Source organism: Pseudomonas sp. m6p (assembly GCF_055760375.1).
This window is the reverse complement of sequence record NZ_CM147084.1, coordinates 2,559,418-2,576,749: the sequence shown is the minus strand read 5'-3', so window position 1 is coordinate 2,576,749 and position 17,332 is coordinate 2,559,418. Positions and strand designations below refer to the sequence as shown.

Annotated in this window: 15 protein-coding genes; 6 read left to right on the top strand and 9 right to left on the bottom strand. The window is 58.9% G+C overall.

Annotation, left to right across the window (positions count from 1 at the left end):
- Positions 1 to 41: 41 nt before the first annotated feature.
- Positions 42 to 881: a UTP--glucose-1-phosphate uridylyltransferase GalU gene (galU, locus tag ACYZUM_RS11595; RefSeq protein ID WP_007912230.1), complete on the top strand. Its 840-nt coding sequence runs from the start codon at positions 42 to 44 to the stop codon at positions 879 to 881.
- 342 nt (positions 882 to 1,223) lie between these two features.
- On the opposite strand, the gene ACYZUM_RS11590 is transcribed toward galU, so the two are convergent.
- Both ACYZUM_RS11590 and ACYZUM_RS11585 read right to left on the bottom strand, forming a co-directional pair.
- Positions 1,224 to 2,972: a phosphoethanolamine transferase CptA gene (locus ACYZUM_RS11590; RefSeq protein ID WP_086791409.1), complete on the bottom strand. Its 1,749-nt coding sequence runs from the start codon at positions 2,970 to 2,972 to the stop codon at positions 1,224 to 1,226.
- Positions 2,973 to 3,171: 199 nt separating this feature from the next.
- The gene (locus tag ACYZUM_RS11585) at positions 3,172 to 3,354 is read right to left on the bottom strand and encodes a DUF6026 family protein (protein WP_041064455.1); all 183 of its coding nucleotides are present in this window, start codon (positions 3,352 to 3,354) and stop codon (positions 3,172 to 3,174) included.
- 249 nt (positions 3,355 to 3,603) lie between these two features.
- Here ACYZUM_RS11585 and gnd point away from each other — a divergent pair, with 249 nt between their 5' ends.
- Genes gnd through ACYZUM_RS11570 form a run of 3 tightly spaced genes read left to right on the top strand, consistent with a single transcriptional unit; the run spans position 3,604 to position 6,931 of the window.
- Positions 3,604 to 4,608, top strand: a complete 1,005-nt coding sequence (gene gnd / locus ACYZUM_RS11580; protein ID WP_305809626.1) for a phosphogluconate dehydrogenase (NAD(+)-dependent, decarboxylating) — start codon at positions 3,604 to 3,606, stop codon at positions 4,606 to 4,608.
- Entirely contained in the window at positions 4,605 to 6,128 is a 1,524-nt protein-coding gene (zwf, locus tag ACYZUM_RS11575) for a glucose-6-phosphate dehydrogenase (RefSeq protein ID WP_041064450.1), read from the top strand. Before gnd ends, zwf begins: the two co-directional genes overlap by 4 nt.
- On the top strand, positions 6,125 to 6,931 hold the full coding sequence (locus tag ACYZUM_RS11570) for an HAD family hydrolase (protein ID WP_108182811.1): 807 nt from the start codon (positions 6,125 to 6,127) through the stop codon (positions 6,929 to 6,931). The genes zwf and ACYZUM_RS11570 overlap by 4 nt, the downstream gene beginning before the upstream one ends.
- A gap of 103 nt (positions 6,932 to 7,034) precedes the next feature.
- Here the strand turns inward: ACYZUM_RS11570 and nhaB are convergent, their stop codons facing one another.
- From nhaB to ACYZUM_RS11555, 3 genes are all read right to left on the bottom strand, one after another.
- Entirely contained in the window at positions 7,035 to 8,537 is a 1,503-nt protein-coding gene (nhaB, locus tag ACYZUM_RS11565; protein ID WP_108182810.1) for a sodium/proton antiporter NhaB, read from the bottom strand.
- 68 nt (positions 8,538 to 8,605) lie between these two features.
- A complete protein-coding gene (locus ACYZUM_RS11560; RefSeq protein ID WP_108182809.1) occupies positions 8,606 to 9,895 on the bottom strand; it encodes an NHL repeat-containing protein in 1,290 nt (429 codons plus the stop codon).
- A gap of 278 nt (positions 9,896 to 10,173) precedes the next feature.
- Positions 10,174 to 10,440: a hypothetical protein gene (locus tag ACYZUM_RS11555; RefSeq protein WP_041064446.1), complete on the bottom strand. Its 267-nt coding sequence runs from the start codon at positions 10,438 to 10,440 to the stop codon at positions 10,174 to 10,176.
- 345 nt (positions 10,441 to 10,785) lie between these two features.
- Between ACYZUM_RS11555 and ACYZUM_RS11550 the strand changes: the two genes are divergently transcribed.
- Positions 10,786 to 12,111, top strand: a complete 1,326-nt coding sequence (locus ACYZUM_RS11550) for a sigma-54 dependent transcriptional regulator (RefSeq protein WP_041064445.1) — start codon at positions 10,786 to 10,788, stop codon at positions 12,109 to 12,111.
- A gap of 86 nt (positions 12,112 to 12,197) precedes the next feature.
- Here ACYZUM_RS11550 and ACYZUM_RS11545 read toward each other — a convergent pair whose 3' ends face one another.
- On the bottom strand, positions 12,198 to 13,520 hold the full coding sequence (locus ACYZUM_RS11545; RefSeq protein WP_108182808.1) for a hypothetical protein: 1,323 nt from the start codon (positions 13,518 to 13,520) through the stop codon (positions 12,198 to 12,200).
- 45 nt (positions 13,521 to 13,565) lie between these two features.
- Entirely contained in the window at positions 13,566 to 14,312 is a 747-nt protein-coding gene (locus ACYZUM_RS11540; RefSeq protein ID WP_041064441.1) for a hypothetical protein, read from the bottom strand.
- A gap of 112 nt (positions 14,313 to 14,424) precedes the next feature.
- On the opposite strand from ACYZUM_RS11540, the gene ACYZUM_RS11535 reads away from it, so the two are divergent.
- Complete coding sequence (locus ACYZUM_RS11535; protein WP_010466230.1) at positions 14,425 to 15,405, top strand: IS5-like element IS1384 family transposase; 981 nt, start codon at positions 14,425 to 14,427, stop codon at positions 15,403 to 15,405.
- A 145-nt stretch (positions 15,406 to 15,550) separates the two neighbouring features.
- On the opposite strand, the gene ACYZUM_RS11530 is transcribed toward ACYZUM_RS11535, so the two are convergent.
- Positions 15,551 to 16,231, bottom strand: coding sequence for a C39 family peptidase (locus tag ACYZUM_RS11530; protein ID WP_041064439.1), 681 nt, complete (start codon positions 16,229 to 16,231; stop codon positions 15,551 to 15,553).
- A 63-nt stretch (positions 16,232 to 16,294) separates the two neighbouring features.
- Complete coding sequence (locus ACYZUM_RS11525) at positions 16,295 to 17,293, bottom strand: autotransporter outer membrane beta-barrel domain-containing protein (protein ID WP_108182807.1); 999 nt, start codon at positions 17,291 to 17,293, stop codon at positions 16,295 to 16,297.
- Between the last annotated feature and the right edge of the window lie 39 nt (positions 17,294 to 17,332).

Genomic DNA, 17,332 nt, shown 5'->3' with positions numbered 1-17,332 from the left:
CTGCGCCGAAACTCGTACACACAGCCCTTTCAAGGACTTATATGATCAAGAAATGCTTGTTCCCAGCAGCCGGTTACGGTACTCGCTTCCTGCCAGCGACTAAAGCCATGCCCAAAGAAATGCTGCCGGTGGTAAACAAGCCACTGATCCAGTACGGCGTTGAAGAAGCTCTGGACGCTGGCCTGACTGAAATCTCGATCGTGACTGGTCGTGGCAAGCGCGCTCTGGAAGACCACTTCGACATCAGCTACGAGCTGGAAAACCAGATCAAGGGCACCGACAAAGAGAAATACCTGGTCGGCATCCGCAAGCTGCTGGACGAGTGCTCGTTCTCCTACACCCGTCAGACCGAAATGAAAGGTCTGGGCCATGCGATCCTCACCGGTCGCCCGCTGATCGGTGACGAACCCTTCGCTGTGGTACTGGCGGACGACCTGTGCGTCAACCTCGAAGGCGACGGCGTACTGACCCAGATGGTCAAGCTGTACAAGCAGTTCCGCTGCTCGATCATCGCCATTCAGGAAGTTGACCCGCAGGAAACCAGCAAGTACGGCGTGATCGCCGGCGAGATGATCCGCGACGACATCTACCGCGTCCACAGCATGGTCGAGAAGCCAAAGCCGGAAGATGCGCCGTCGAACCTGGCGATCATCGGTCGTTACATCCTGACGCCGGACATCTTCGACCTGATCGAGCAGACCGAGCCAGGCAAGGGCGGTGAAATCCAGATCACCGACGCCCTGATGAAGCAAGCCCAGAATGGCTGCGTCATGGCCTACAAGTTCAAGGGCAAGCGTTTTGACTGCGGTGGCGCTGAAGGCTACATCGAAGCGACCAACTTCTGCTTCGAGAACTTCTACAAGACCGGCAAGGCTTACTGATCGCGCCGGATCTGCAACGCGAAGGGTGTGAAAGCACCCAAGCGAATGCACCCACAAACGCCCCGACTTGTTCGGGGCGTTTGCTTTTGTGCTGGAAAAAACCTTGGACCTGGCGGCGCGATTGGCTGACGCCCTGTGGGCGCGCTGGCTGCTTTTTCAAGGGGGAGGGGGCGTGCGAACATGCTGGCCGCTCCGATTTCCCGCAGGCGGCACAGCAGAGCCCCGTAAAAGCAGGCAACCTGACCGCCCAGAACGAAAAAAGCTCCGTATCTTGCGATACGGAGCTTTTTCTTTATGCGTTACTCCGATTGCGATCTCTCGTAACCGGCGCCTTCCAGGCGGTTACTGCTGCACGACATTCGCTGCGGTGGGCTCGACCTTTTTCGGCTTCATCAGGCTGAAGTCGATCAGGGCGCGCTGCTCGCGTTCATACGGGTTGCCAATCATCAGCGGACGCTGTTTGAAGCTGTCGCTGACCAGGCTCTTGCTGCGGTCCAGTTCATCGAAACTCAGACCGGCCATGTCCGCCCAGGTGTGGATCAGATGCGAGCTGCTGTACGGCCGGCTCAGGTCGGCGGCAAAGTTCCAGTCATGGTTCTCGCGCCATTTCGGCGATGCCCAGGCCATGAACGGAATGGTGTACATCGGCGCGGTCGGTTTGTTCTCGTTACGGCCGAGGGTGTTGTGGCCGACCGAGTCAAACACATCTTCACCGTGGTCGGAGAGATACAGCAGGAAACCATTCGGATCGGACTTGGCGTAGTCCTTGATCAGGCTCGATACCACGAAATCGTTGTACAGCACGGCGTTGTCGTAGCTGTTGTAGGTCGGCACCTGATCGTCACGCACACCGGCCGGCACGCCGGTACGGTCCTGGAACTTGTCGAAGGTCGGCGGATAGCGGTACTGATAGCTCATGTGCGTGCCGAGCAGATGCACGACGATCAACTTGCGCTGCGCCGGGTCGCTCAGCGCCTTGTTGAACGGCTCAATCACGTCACCGTCGTACTGCGCGGCGTTCTGGTTGCGGTTGTTGTTCAGGTACACCTGCTCGTCGGCCTGTTCGGAGAAGGTCGTGAGCATGGTGTTGCGCTTGGTCATGGTCTGCTGGTTGGTGATCCAGAAGGTCTTATAGCCGGCCTGCTTCATCATGCTGACCAGTGACGGCGTGGACAGGTACAAGTCCGGATTCTCTTCGTCGGCGAAGGTCAGCACCTGCTGCAACGCCTCAATGGTGTACGGGCGCGGGGTGATGACGTTGTCGAACACCGCGAGCTGATCCTTGAGCTTGTCCAGTTCCGGCGTGGTCTTGCGGCCATAGCCATACAGGCTCATGCGCTGGCGGTTGGTCGATTCGCCGATCACCAGTACCAGCGTCGACGGTTTATCCGCGTCGGCAGCCTTGAGGTTATGCAGCGGCGGAACCTTGCTTGCACTGTGCAGCATGTCCTGCATGCCGGCCAGAGTGTCGAGGTATCGGTGGTAAGCCACGGCCATTTGCCAAGGCACCGCTGGCTCGATGCGGTCTTCGAACTTCTCGAAGCCGCCGGCGAAACTGCCGGTACGCTGGGTCTGCTTGATCAGCGGGTAGCCGACTACGGCGAAGACGATCGCGATCGCAGCCACGAACGCACGGCCTCGGGGCATGTACACCGGGCGCAGGCGGGTCCACAGGAAATAGGCGAAAGCGGTATGCGCGAGGAACGCCGGGATCATCCACCAGGCAAAGTACTGGGTCATGTACTCGCCGGCTTCCGACACGTTCGACTCGAACATGATGAAAATGACGCTTTGCGAGAATTCCTGCTGATAGATGAAGAAGTAGCCCAGGCTGGCCATGGAGCAGGCCCACAGGACAATACCGATCAGCGCAGCCAGCAGTTTGGTGCGTTTGGGGAACGCCAGCATCGGGGCGAGCCACAGCGCACTCATCACGAAGGCCTGACGGAAACCGCTGAAACCGGAGGTCCCGGTCAGTTGGATCAACAGTTGGGTGATGCCCGAGAAGTACCAGAAAAAAGCAAAGAGCCAGAGAACCCCGGCCCAGTCGAAACCTGTCGCAGTCGTTTTGCTGCGTTTGAACAATGCCATTCAGCACTCCAGCTCATCGTCACTAACCACCGCCGGAACACTACATCAAACCGACGAACGGAAGCCGCGCGCAAACGCACGGCCAGAATGGGCGCGAGTATCACGAACGTAATGTGAAAACTTCGTTAGTTGCTGATTGTTGGCAGGAGCGGATCATGACGGGAACGACGGGCGCCGTTCCCGAAGCGGGCGGGGCAGGTCAGGCGTGCGGTTGACGCTGGACAACCGGCAGAGGTTTGGGCTGAGCGCCCTGGGTCAGCGAGCGCAGTTGCGCCAGCTCCTGCTTCAATTGGTCGCGCTCGTCCTTCAACTGGCGCAATTCATCGCGACGGATCGTGACATACAGGGTTTGTGGCGGCATTGCTGTGTGTACTGTGCCCATTGCTCACCTCGCAAATGGCGTGTCTCAACTGCAGATTGTCCCGGTGCCGGGCTACTGATCTGCTATCGGCGCCAATTTTGATTTCTTTTGCCCATGAATGGAACTTTTTTATTTTTCATGGTCGGTGTGTCTTCGGCATGATTCGGGGCGTTATCAGTCTGGATCGGGCACAATGCCCGGAAACTTCGGCCCGACGCTCTGGACTAACCTCCATTAGTCGCGTTGGGCTATAACCAATGACACACATTTATTTGTAGTAAGGAGCATCAGCACATGCAACTCGGGATTATTGGACTGGGCCGCATGGGCGGCAATATTGCGCGGCGTCTGATGCTCAACGGTCACACCACCGTTGTTTACGACCGCAATACCGCCTTTGTCGACACCCTGGCCGCCGAGGGCGCCACGGGCGTTGCCGATCTGCCTGCGCTGGTCGCCGGCCTGGCCAAGCCACGTGCCGTGTGGGTCATGCTGCCGGCGGGTGCGCCGACCGAAGACACCATCAACACCCTGAGCGATTTGCTGGAAGCCGGCGACACCATCATCGATGGCGGCAACACCAACTATAAGGATGACATTCGCCGGGCCAAGACCCTCGCCGAAAAAGGCCTGCACTACATCGACGTTGGCACCTCCGGCGGCGTCTGGGGCCTGGAGCGCGGTTACTGCATGATGATCGGCGGTGATGCAGAGACCGTGAACCGTCTGGATCCGCTGTTCGCCGCTCTGGCGCCGGGCATGGGCGAGATTCCGCGCACCAAGGACCGCAAGTCCGAGGATCACCGCGCCGAACACGGCTACATCCACGCCGGTCCCGCCGGTGCCGGGCACTTCGTGAAGATGATTCACAACGGCATCGAGTACGGCATGATGGCCGCGTTTGCCGAGGGCTTCGACATCCTCAAGACCAAATCCAGCGAACGCCTGCCGGAAGATCAGCGTTTCGACCTGAACGTGGCCGACATCGCTGAAGTCTGGCGTCGTGGCAGCGTCGTTTCCTCCTGGCTGCTCGACCTGACCGCCGACGCGCTGGCCAGCGATCCGAAGCTCGACGGGTTCTCCGGTTCGGTGGCGGACAGCGGCGAAGGTCAATGGACCATCGAAGCGGCCATGGAACAAGCGGTGCCGGTACCGGTGCTGTCCAACTCGCTGTTCTCGCGCTACCGCTCGCGCGGTCAGGGCACGTTTGGCGACAAGATTCTCTCGGCCCAGCGCTTCGGCTTCGGCGGCCACGTGGAGACACCGAAGAAATGACCCATACGATCCGCAGAAAATCCAAGGCAGAACCCGCACCACCGACCACGCTGTTTCTGTTCGGTGCCCACGGCGACCTGGTCAAGCGCTTGCTGATGCCGGCGCTGTACAACCTCAGTCGCGACGGCTTGCTTGACGAAAATCTGCGGATCGTCGGCGTTGATCACAACGCCATTACCGATGAGGCCTTCGCGCAAAAACTCGAAGACTTCATTCGTACCGAAGTGGCGGCGAAGGTCGGCAAGGGCGATCAGATGCTTGATCCGGCCTTGTGGGCCAAGCTCGCCAAAGGTATCAGCTACGTCCAGGGCGATTTCCTGGACGACAGCACCTATTCCGCGCTGGCGGCAAAAATCGCCGACAGCGGCACGGGCAACGCGGTGTTCTACCTGGCCACCGCGCCACGTTTTTTCAGTGAAGTGGTGCGCCGTCTCGGCGCCGCCAAACTGCTCGAAGAAACCCCCGAAGCGTTCAGAAGGGTGGTGATCGAGAAACCGTTTGGTTCCGATCTGCATACTGCCGAAGCCTTGAACGCCTGCCTGCTCAAGGTCATGTCCGAGAAACAGATCTATCGGATCGACCATTATCTGGGCAAGGAAACCGTGCAGAACATTCTGGTCAGCCGGTTCTCCAACAGCCTGTTCGAGGCCTTCTGGAACAACCATTACATCGACCACGTGCAAATCACCGCGGCAGAAACCGTCGGCGTCGAAACCCGTGGCAGTTTTTACGAGCACACCGGTGCGCTGCGCGACATGGTGCCCAATCATCTGTTCCAGTTGCTGGCGATGGTTGCCATGGAGCCGCCGGCCGCGTTTGGCGCCGACGCTGTGCGCGGTGAAAAGGCCAAAGTGGTCGGCGCGATCCGCCCGTGGAGCGTCGAAGAGGCGCGGGCCAATTCGGTACGGGGTCAGTACAGCGCCGGTGAAGTCGATGGCAAAGCGTTGAATGGCTATCGCCAGGAAGCCAACGTGTCGCCTGACAGCAACACCGAAACCTATGTCGCGCTGAAAGTCATGATCGATAACTGGCGCTGGGTTGGCGTGCCGTTCTACCTGCGCACCGGCAAGCGCATGAGCGTGCGCGACACCGAAATCGTCATCTGCTTCAAACCGGCGCCGTATGCGCAGTTCCGCGACACCGAAGTCGATGAACTGCAGCCGACGTATCTGCGTATCCAGATCCAGCCCAACGAAGGCATGTGGTTCGACCTGTTGGCAAAACGGCCGGGACCGGCGTTGAACATGGCCAACATCGAGCTGGGGTTCGCTTACAAGGATTTCTTCGAAATGCAGCCGTCCACCGGTTACGAAACGCTGATCTACGACTGCCTGACCGGCGACCAGACGCTGTTCCAGCGCGCCGACAATATCGAGAACGGCTGGCGCGCGGTGCAACCGTTCCTTGATGCCTGGCAACAGGATGCGAGCGTGCAGACTTACGCCGCCGGGGAAGACGGTCCACAAGCCGCCAACGATCTGCTGACTCGCGATGGTCGCGTCTGGCATGGTCTGGGATGAGTGAGTCGATCCGTTTTTTATTGAGTGACATGGACGGCACGCTGTTGCTGCCCGATCACAGCCTGAGTCAGCGCACCATCGATGCGGTGCGTTCGCTGCGCGAGGCGGGCGTGTTGTTCAGCCTGGCCACCGGGCGCCCGCCCAAGGCCATGCTGCAGCAGATCGAAGCCTTGGGGGTCGATCTGCCAACCGCCGCTTTCAATGGCGGCACCATCGTCAATCCGGACGGCAGCGTGCTGGTGGCGCATTACCTGCCGGTGCCGACGGCGTTGATTGCTTTGGCGTTGTTCGCCGATCAGCCGGAAGTGGAAATCTGGGTGTTCAGCGGTGGCGACTGGCTGCTCAAGGATCCGCACGGGCCGATGGTGCCGCGCGAACAGCACGGCCTCGGTTATCCGCCGGTGGTGGTCGAGAGTTTCGAGCCGTTTCTGGAGCGCATCGACAAGATCGTCGCGACCAGCAACAACACGGATTTGCTGGTTGAACTTGAGGCGCGCCTGCTGCCCAAGGTCAACGGCATGGCTCAGGTGTCGCGTTCGCAGCCGGTTTATCTGGACGTGACGGCGCTGGAGGCCAACAAGGGCACCGCGCTGTCGACGATTGCTGCGCATCTGGGCATCCCGCTGGAGCAGACGGCGGCGATTGGCGATGGCGGTAACGACCCGGCGATGTTCCATTGCGCAGGATTGGCGATAGCCATGGGGCAGGCAGAGGAGGCGGTCAAGCGGCAGGCTGACGTGGTGACCGCGCCAAACACCGAAGATGGCGTAGCCCTGGCGATCGAGAAGTACATCCTCCCGTAACACTTGCAGGAGCTGCCGCTGGCTGCGATCTTTTGATCTTGTTTTTTTTATGCAGCAAGATCAACAGATCGCAGCCTGCGGCAGCTCCTGCATGAGGTTGTTGTCAGAGCCAGTAGCTGACGGCATACCAACCCAGCAGGCCCATCACCACGGTGTAGGGCAGCGCCATCCACACCATGCGCCCGTACGAGAGTCGCACCAGCGGGGCAATCGCCGAGGTCAGCAGGAACAGGAATGCAGCCTGACCGTTTGGCGTCGCCACGCTCGGCAGGTTGGTGCCGGTGTTGATCGCAATGGCCAGCGTCTCGAAATGCTCGCGGCTCATGTGCCCGGACAGGAAGGCCTGTTTCACTTCGGTGATGTAGATCGTGGCGACGAACACGTTATCGCTGATCGCCGAGAGCAGACCGTTGGCAATGAACAGCATGCCCGGCTGTTGATCCGCCGGCAGTGCCAGCACCCATCGGATCAACGGGGCAAACAGCTGTTGATCATGAATCACCGCGACCACGGCGAAGAACACCACCAGCAACGCGGTGAACGGCATGGCGTCCTTGAATGCGTTACCCAGGCGGTGTTCGTCGGTGATGCCGGTAAACGCGGTGATCAACACGATCACCATCAGGCCGATCAAGCCGACTTCGGCAACGTGAAACGCCAGGCAGCCAATCAGAATCAACGCAGCAGTGCCTTGTACCAGCAGCGCGGCACGCTGACGCGGAGTGCGTTCGGCGTCATCTTCGGCGGCGTAGTTAGCCAGTACAGTACGCACGTTGTCCGGCAACAGGGTGCCGTAGCCAAACCAGCGCAGTTTTTCCAGCAGTACGCAGGTTGCCAGCCCCGCCACCAGCACCGGCAACGAGACCGGTGCGACTTTCTGGAAGAACGCCGCGAAGTGCCACCCCATCTCATGGCCGATCAACAGGTTCTGCGGTTCGCCCACCAAGGTGCAGACGCCGCCAAGTGCGGTGCCCACAGCGCCATGCATCAGCAGGCTGCGCAGAAACGCCCGAAACTGTTCCAGGTCGTCATGGTGCAGCACCGGCAAGTGTCGGTCGTCGCTGAATCCACTGTCCTGACGCGGATCGTTGCCCGAGGCCACACGGTGGTAAACCGAATAGAAGCCGACGGCGGCGCTGATGATCACCGCCGTCACGGTCAGGGCATCGAGAAACGCCGACAGAAACGCCGAAAGGAAGCAGAACATCAGCGCCAGAATCGCCTTGGAGCGTACGCCCAGCAGCAGCCGCGAGAACAGAAACAGCAGCAGATCCTTCATGAAGTAAATGCCTGCGACCATGAACATCAGCAGCAGGATCACCGGGAAGTTGTGCACCAACTCATCGTATAGCGCCTGCGGCGTGGTCATCTTCAGCAGCAGGGCTTCAATCAACAACAAGCCGCCGGGCATCAACGGATAGCACTTGAGGGCCATGGCCAGAGTGAAAATGAATTCGATCACCAGCAGCCAGCCAGCGGCGACCGGGCCGACGGTAAATAGCACCACGGCATTGAGGATCAGGAACCCGACGATGCACGCCTTGTACCAGCGGGGCGAATGCCCGAGGAAATTATGCGCGAAGGCCTGGGCCAGTGAACCGGACATCGGTTGCTCCTTGTATTAAGAAGCGCGCAAAGTGCCGCAAGTGACTGGCAAGTTCAAGTCTCGGGGGGTTATTGATTCAGATAGCGGGCAACCATGGCCCGGTAGTTGCCGTCCAGAGAATAGCCGCCGACCAGGATGTGTCCGTCGGCCTGCACCGCCAGTGAGTTGGCGATATCCAGGCTGCGTCCCAGTCGCGTGCGCAACCAGCCGTGGCCGTTACCGAACTCGCGGTCGAGTTGGCCGTCGGCCAGATAGCGCGCGACGATGAAATCGGCCTCGATACCGCCAATCGTCGCGCCCACCGCGATGATGCGGCCATCGGTCATGCACTGCGCCGCGCTCCACTGGCAGCCACTGGGGCCGATCTCCAGCAGATGCGGGTGGCCGGCATTGTTGCGCAACTCCGGGCGACCGTTGGGGTGCAGGCTCAGCGCCATGCAGCGGATCGGGTCGCGGCTGCTGCCAAAGCAGTGCAGGTGTTCCATCGAATGCAGCACCTGACTGACCATCGCGCTTTGTCCGTGGGCCTTGAAGGCGAGGAAACCGTCCACCGCGAAGCGCTCATCCAGACGTCCGTCAGGTAGATAACGTGCCACCAGACCTTCCTGAGGAAAGTCGATGGCGCCGGCAACGATGATGCGCCCATCCTCTTGCAGCAGCAGGCTGTTGAGCCAGGTGTTGAGCAGCAGGTGACGGATCATCACGAATCCACGGCCATTGAAGCCGGGATCGAGGGTCCCGTTTGGAGTCAGACGAATCAGCATGCCGGCATGGTCGGCCAATTCGAAGTGGTGATTGGCGATCAACAGAATGTGCCCGTCGTCCTGCACCGCGAAGTCGCATGCTTCGGCCCCCGGCACGCCGGGCGGAAGCCAGCTATCCCGAGAGCCGACGGACAGGTCACCCGGCAGGCGCACGACTTGTCGACCATTGTCGCCAAACGATGGGTCAGACAAGCCGTCAGCCGTGAATCGGGCGAAGGCGGGCAGGGTACGGTGAGCGTTTTCATAATGCAGACCGGCCAGCAGAATGCGTCCGTCTGGCAACACTTGCACCTTTGCGCCCATGGCTTCGAATCCGGGGGCGAATTCGCCGATCACACTGCCTTGAGCGCCGAAGCCGAGATCGGCAGAACCGTCGGGAAGCATTCGCGCCAGCCCAAAACGGCTGCCATCGGCAGTGCCAATCTTGGCAGCCACCAACACCCGGCCTTGTGGATCCAGAGCCAGGCCTTGAGTCATGCTCGACACGCTGCCGGCGAAATACACTTGAGCAATGCCGAAGTGGGCAAAATCTCTGTCGAGTTGCCCGGCGTTAGTCTTTGGCGGCGGGAGCGCAATGGCGTTCTCGGGGGACATGCATGCTTCTCCTTGCAAGTTGACCAGGCCCGATTCGGGTGGGTAACTGCATGAGCGAAACATTCAATCCCTGAATACGCCGAAGTACAACTGACATAACTAACAGGTGGAGGGTCGCACTGTGCCAGAACAGTGTCTTTTTGTACCAAATGAAAGCCTGCCAAGCAGTGTCGCCTGACGCTTTAAGGAAAGTTGTACAAAAGTACTGGAGATAAACAGCAACAGATCAATAAAAAGAGCGGGGCGGACGACTGGAAGTCGTCCGCATTACCTTCTGATCAGTGCGGCATCGACCACGATTGCAACAGGTAACCTTCTTCGCTGAGTTCGGCGCGTGCCTGCTGCAGCAGTTGTTCCAGTTGCGCCGGATCGGAGTAAGCGCTGCTTGGAATCTGCTTGCGGCCGATATGCGAATTGGTACGGTCGATGACGGTCAGGTTCAGTTCGCCGTTGCCGTCTTGTGGGGCCCAGGCCACGCACTGGAAAGGTTTAAATGCGTGGTTGGCAATCAAAAGAGCTTCGTTGATACGGAGCGGGGCGGTCATGGGGTCTTCTCTCTGTCGTGCCCAATCAAGTGATGTGCCGTCGGTTGGGCTTACCGTTCGGCTGGTTACTTGTACTGATGCACGCAACCCCGAAGCAGGTCACACACGAAACGGAGAAATTTCAACTTTATTGCTTATGCTCAAGATTTCGACAGTTTTTGAAAGCTTGGCGAAAGAGAGCAACTCGATAGCTAACTAATAACCCGGCTTCTTATAACTCATTAGCTTGTACACCTATAAGCAATCGATACAAGCCCCTGTCAATTTCTTGCTAATGTTACAGTCGGGTCTGCCAAATGACTGTTTTTACAATAATTTCCTTAAATTTGGCGCCAAGGAACAGTCATGATCGAAGCGCCAGCGTTACGACGTTTATTGGTAGTCGACCCCTGTGACGACTGCCACCGCCTGTTACCCGGATTGCGCGCGGTCGGCTGGGATGTCGACAGCTGTACCCTGGAAAATGCCGCCGATCGGCCATGCGACGTCGGCCTGCTCAGATTGCAACCTTTTCACCTCGAGCGCCCGGAAGCCGTCAAGGAACTGATCAGCCGCAGCGGCACCGAGTGGATCGCGGTGTTGAATCAGGAGGTCCTGCGGTTGCAAAACGTTGGCGACTTCGTCTGCGAATGGTTCTTCGATTTCCATACATTGCCGTTCGATGTCTCGCGGGTCCAGGTGACCCTTGGGCGCGCGTTTGGCATGGCGCGTTTGCGTGGACAAGGCACGATTCATGTCGATCAGCCGGAACACGAGTTGCTCGGCGACAGCAAGCCGATCCGCGAGCTGCGAAAACTGTTGAGCAAACTGGCGCCGACCGAGTCCCCGGTACTGATCCGCGGTGAAAGCGGTACCGGCAAAGAACTGGTCGCGCGCACGCTGCACCGCCAGTCCCAGCGCCACAGCAAGCCGTTTGTGGCGATCAACTGCGGGGCGATTCCCGAGCACTTGATTCAGTCCGAACTGTTTGGCCACGAAAAAGGTGCCTTTACCGGTGCCCATCAGCGCAAGGTCGGGCGCATTGAAGCGGCCAACGGTGGCACGCTGTTTCTTGATGAAATCGGTGATTTGCCGCTGGAGTTGCAGGCCAACCTCCTGCGTTTCCTGCAGGAGAAACACATTGAGCGTGTCGGTGGCAGCCAGCCGATTCCGGTGGATGTGCGCGTCCTCGCGGCCACCCACGTCGACCTGGAAGCCGCCATCGAGAAAAAACGCTTTCGCGAAGACCTGTATTACCGTCTCAATGTGCTGCAAGTGGTGACCGCGCCATTACGCGAGCGACACGGTGATCTGTCGATGCTGGCCAACCACTTTTCTCATTTCTACAGTCATGAAACCGGCCGCCGTCCACGCAGCTTCAGCGAGGATGCGTTGATCGCCATGGGCAAGCACGACTGGCCGGGTAACGTGCGCGAGCTGGCCAATCGCGTGCGACGGGGCCTGGTGCTGGCGGAGGGGCGGCAAATTGAAGCCCGGGACTTGGGGTTGATCAGTCAGCACTCAATCGCCACGCCGATGGGCACGCTTGAAGACTACAAGACCCGGGCCGAACGCCAGGCCTTGTGCGATGTATTGAACCGGCACAGCGACAACCTCAGCGTCGCAGCGAAAGTGCTTGGGGTCTCCCGGCCAACGTTTTATCGCCTGCTGCACAAGCATCAGATTCGCTAGAAACCAAAGATCAAAAGATCGCAGCCTGCGACAACTCCTACAGTTGTAATCCCTGTAGGAGCTGCCGCAGGCTGCGATCTTTTACGTTAGAAGTAGTACGGGAATTTCAGGCTGAAGGAGAAGTCCGGGGCATCCGGGGTCATGCCGATCGACAGGTTGGGTACGATGGTCAGGTTGTCCGTGGCGGCAATGGTCATGCCGACGTTGAAGTAACCCGCGTTGGCGTCACTGGACACCACCGATTGCCAATCCCCGCCATCGGGTTTGAGTTTACTGCGGCGTTGCACCAGATCAGACATCGAAAACGACATACTCATCTTTTCGTTGAGTGCAAACGCGATACCGGCGCCGATCTGGAAGCTGTCGCCAATGCTGACCTTGCCTGGCGTTTTCTGATTGACGGTGGCACTGATGTCGTCGAACGACTCCTCCAGGTTGTGGGTGTAGGACAGGCTGCCGAACAACACCGCCGGGTCGAACGTCTTGACCAGCGAAACCCCGGGGGTGATCGACCAGACGCCGTTACCGGTGGGCAAGGTATCAGGCACGAACAGGTTGGAGTTGGCATCGGTCTGGCGCAATTTGATCCCGAACGGATCCTTGCCGGTTGGCGCCTTGACGCGCAGGGTGACCACGGCGTCCGGGGTGTTGACCGACTCGTCGAGGAACTTGTAGGCGATACCGAAGTTGACGTCGCCGATGGTTGGATCACGCGAAACATCCTGTTCCGTCGTGACGTTCGATGCACCACCGTTGCCGCCGCCGGACTGGTAGGTCGACTCGCGGTAGACCACCGGTACGTTGACGTCGAACTGCCAGCGGTTGTCGAAGTTGTAGCGGCCGGTCAGGTCCAGCGTCCAGGTGTCGGCCTTGATCCGGTCTAGGTTGATGTTGCCCAGAAAGATCGAGTCCAGTGCGAGGAAGCCGTTGAGGATCAGCTGCCGGGTGTCGTAACGCGAGTAGGTCACACCGGTTTCAAAGCTGAATTTGCCACCACCGAAGAAGCCGCTGGCCTCGTCGTAGAGGTTTGACACACTCTGTGCCGGTTGCGAATCGTCGGCCAGCGACTGGCCGTAAGACGCGCCACTGCCCCCTGCTGCGCCCCCCGACGCTGCTGCCGCCCCAGTCCCGGGCGCGCCGGTGCTGGTAGCGACTTTTGGATTGCCTTTCATGTCAGACGGCGACTTGGCCAGCCGTTTGGGTTGCGGCGCTGCCGGTTGATCTTCAACCTGACGGACCCGTTGTTCGAGCACCGCCAGGGCCTTTTGTTGTACTTCGTATCGTTGCTTCAGCTCCAGAAGTTCCTGTTTCAGGGTCTCCACATCTGCGTCGGGTGCTGCTTGCAGCATCGCCGCAGGTAGAAGAGTACTCAGACATACAGCGGCACGCAGTGATACTGATCGATACATGAATAAGCCGTCCCTTTAAGCCCAATGATCGAGACTCAGCGTAGTTCAATATCCGATATTGCGTAGTGCCCTGAGTTGAGTCAGGTTGCAGTCCAGTGCGCCGGGGCTGATGCCGTTATTGTTAAGTACAACATTGAGTTGGGTCATGTTGTTGACCACGTTGGCGCTGCCCAGCAGGCGCGTGTTCTGCAGCAGGCCACCCTGGGCGATTTGTTGCAGGGCGGTGCCCTGATTTCCCGAGGCCTGGATCGCCATTTGCACGCCACTGCTGCTGGCCGAAACGGCGACGTTGCCAGCGGCATTGCTGGCACCGATGGTTTGCCCGGCGATCAGGGCCTGACCTTGTGCGGGGGCCAGTGGAGGAGGGGTGTTGGCCTCTTTTACGTTGATCGCCACATTGTTGTTGGCGGTGTTGCCGTCGCCGGCGGCGCGCACGCTTTGGGTCACGCCCTGGCTGCTGTTGAGTGCCGCACCACCAATGACATTGCCAGTACCCGGCGTCGGGGTGCTGCCGTTGCCCTGTTCCTTGATGGTCGAGACATAAAATTCCGGTTTGATCGTGGCGGCCTGGATTTGCATCGACGTCGCAGCGCCGATCAGATCACCGCTGGCGTTGCGCCAGGTACTGCTCATGACAATGCCGAAGCTGATGATCCGCCCCGGCATGACGTAACGACCCCGAAGCTGTGACAGCTCCTGATCCTGGATTTCGATAGGTTTGAACCCTGCATTGGCATAGCCTGACGCGCTCGCTGCCAGGCAGGCGGCGGCCAGCCAGTATGAGGTTTTCATCTGCTGCTCCCGGGACATCCAGCCCCATTCTTTATAATCGGCGATTAAGGAAACTCTGAAAAAGACTTTCTGATTTGGCAAAATACCGCGACCCCACCCACCGAGTTTCCCGATGAAGCAGATGACCTTCGCCGACGCCGAGTACGCTGGCAAGCGCAAGCAAACCCGCAAGGAGTTGTTCCTGATCGAGATGGATCGGGTGGTGCCGTGGAAGGGCTTGATTGCTTTGATCGAGCCACATTATCCGAAAGGTGAAGGTGGCCGTCCGGCCTACCCGTTGATGGCGATGCTGCGTGTGCATCTGCTGCAGAACTGGTTCGGCTACAGCGATCCAGCGATGGAGGAAGCGCTGTACGAAACCACGATCCTGCGCCAGTTTGCCGGGCTGAACCTGGAGCGCATCCCCGACGAAACCACCATTCTCAACTTCCGCCGCTTGCTGGAGAAACACGAGCTGGCGGCCGGCATCCTCGCTGTCATCAATGGCTATCTGGGCGACCGCGGCCTGTCGCTGCGCCAGGGCACCATCGTCGATGCAACGCTGATCAATGCGCCCAGTTCGACCAAGAACAAGGACGGCAAGCGCGACCCGGAAATGCACCAGACCAAGAAGGGAAACCAGTATTATTTTGGCATGAAGGCCCACATCGGCGCCGATGACGAATCGGGTCTGGTGCACAGCGTAGTGGGCACGGCGGCCAATGTGGCGGATGTCACCCAGGTGGACAAATTGCTGCATGGCGACGAAAACGTGGTCTGCGCCGATGCAGGCTACACCGGTGTCGAAAAGCGGCCCGAGCATGAAGGACGTGAAGTTATCTGGCAGGTGGCGGCACGCCGCAGCACCTACAAAAAACTCGATAAGCGCAGCGTGCTGTACAAAGCCAAGCGCAAGATTGAAAAGGCCAAGGCTCAGGTGCGCGCCAAGGTCGAGCATCCGTTCCGGGTAATCAAGCGCCAGTTCGGTTACACCAAGGTGCGCTTTCGCGGCTTGGCCAAAAACACGGCGCAACTGGTGACACTGTTCGCTCTGTCGAACCTGTGGATGGCGCGCCGACATTTACTGACGAATGCAGGAGAGGTGCGCCTGTAATGCGGGAAATGGCCACCGGAGTGGGGTCCGGGTGGCGAAAACGTAAGAAATACTCGTCGAATTGATTGTTTTTTGATCATTTGGCGAGTTTAAAAGTTGCGCTAGGTGGTATGCCGGGGAAATACATGGCTACTTCAGACCATCCCTAAAAGAAGTCGCTCTGTATGAACCCGAAGTCCATCAATTCAGCATCTTTGACAGGGTTGAAGTTATCCAGCTTGTTCTTGGCCGTCAGCGGGGTCGGTGGTGAGCGCAATGCATTGGTTTTGTCATAACCGGGGCCGACGATGGCGAAGACGATGCCGTTCCAACCTTTGACAAAGTCATCATGGGTGTAGCGTTTGTGGCCTAAGACGGGATCTCCGATGTAAACCCAATCCTTGTCCGAACGCTGCAGTACCACGAAATGCTTGTAGCCGCGAATTTCCAACAGTACCACCACCGGGATTGTGACTGCGTCGAGCTTCTCCGGTGGAATCTTGTAACCCCTGGCGCGCATGCCGATGCTTTCTACGTAGCGCTTCATGTCCAGCATGGAAAAACCCTGAGTGCGAACAAGGTCCTGGTCGGCGTTGACCAGCATGCCTTTGATGATGTGCTCTTCATCGACGTCGAGCCAATAGGCCTGGCGCAATACCGTGGCCAGTGCGGCGGCGCCGCAGCTGAAATCGGTTTTCTGTTCGACGATGTCGGCAAACTTGCGCTCTCGAATGCTTTGCACGTTTTTGTAGACGAGTACGCCGCCGGGCAGGGCAGCGACGGGCATCTGGGCAGCCTGGGTCAGGCCGGACAGGCAAAGCAGGGCGATAAAGGCAGTCTTACGCATGATCGATACGCCTTTGCGGACTGAGGAAAAGCCCCGTTTCCGGGGCTTTCGTTTCGATCGCGATTACATGCAGGCTTTGCAACCTGCAGCGATGGACAGCGAGTTGCTTTGTTGGTTGCCCACACCGGAGGCGTTGTTGAAGCCACCGTTGCCCGACCAGTTGTTGCCTACGTTGGTCATGCTGGCAGTGTTGGTGACAGGGTTTTTCCAGCCGTCTGGGGTCAGCACTTGTTGAGTGGTCACACCCGCCAGGCCGAAGGCACCGACAGCTTCGAAGGTAGCTTTTTGATCTTTGCTACCGCCATTGCCGCCATGGCCTCTGTCGTCATTGCCGTAACCGCCACCGCCGTGGCTGTCACCCTTGATGGTAGCTTCGCCCACGGCGCCGAATACGCCGACGGCGGCGACAGTGCCAGTGAGGGTATCTTTCTTGAAGGTCTGAGTGCCGTTGTTGCCGACTTGCAGACCGGTAGTGCTTTGGTTGGCAGCGGCAGCGGCTTGCGCTACACGTCCACCGGACACAGCGATTGCCAGGTTGTTTTTCTGTTGGTTGAAGTTGCCGGCAGCGTTGTTCACGCCGATGTTACCCGAGCCACTGTTGCCGACGTTGTTCATGCCGGCGTTGTTAGTGGTGGAGTAGTTGCCAACGGTGTTGTTGCTGTTGACTTGAGTGGCGCTGGAAGCGGACACCGCAGAGCCGAAGATGAAGCTCTCGTCGGCGGTTGCCAGTGCAGCGGCGTTGTCTTGCTGGTTGCCGTCACCGGCCACGTTGTTTGCGCCGACGTTACCGTTGGCGCCGTTGAGCGATCCGCTGATGCCAGCGTTGTTTTGAGTGCCCTGGTTCAGGACGGTGTTGTCGGCGTTGTTCTGCACGTCAAGTACTGCAGCACCGGCACCTGCGCCGATTTGCAGCAGTTCTTCCAGGGTAGGGCCTTTTGGTGGAGGAGGGTTGTGACCGTGACCACCATTGTTACCATGATCATTACCGCCTGCTTGAGCCGCCATTGCCATTACTGCTGCAAGTGCGAAAACCAGTGGTTTGAGAGCCATTGTAGTTTTCATGGTGTTTCTCCATCGTGCTTATTAGTTGGTTAAGTGTTG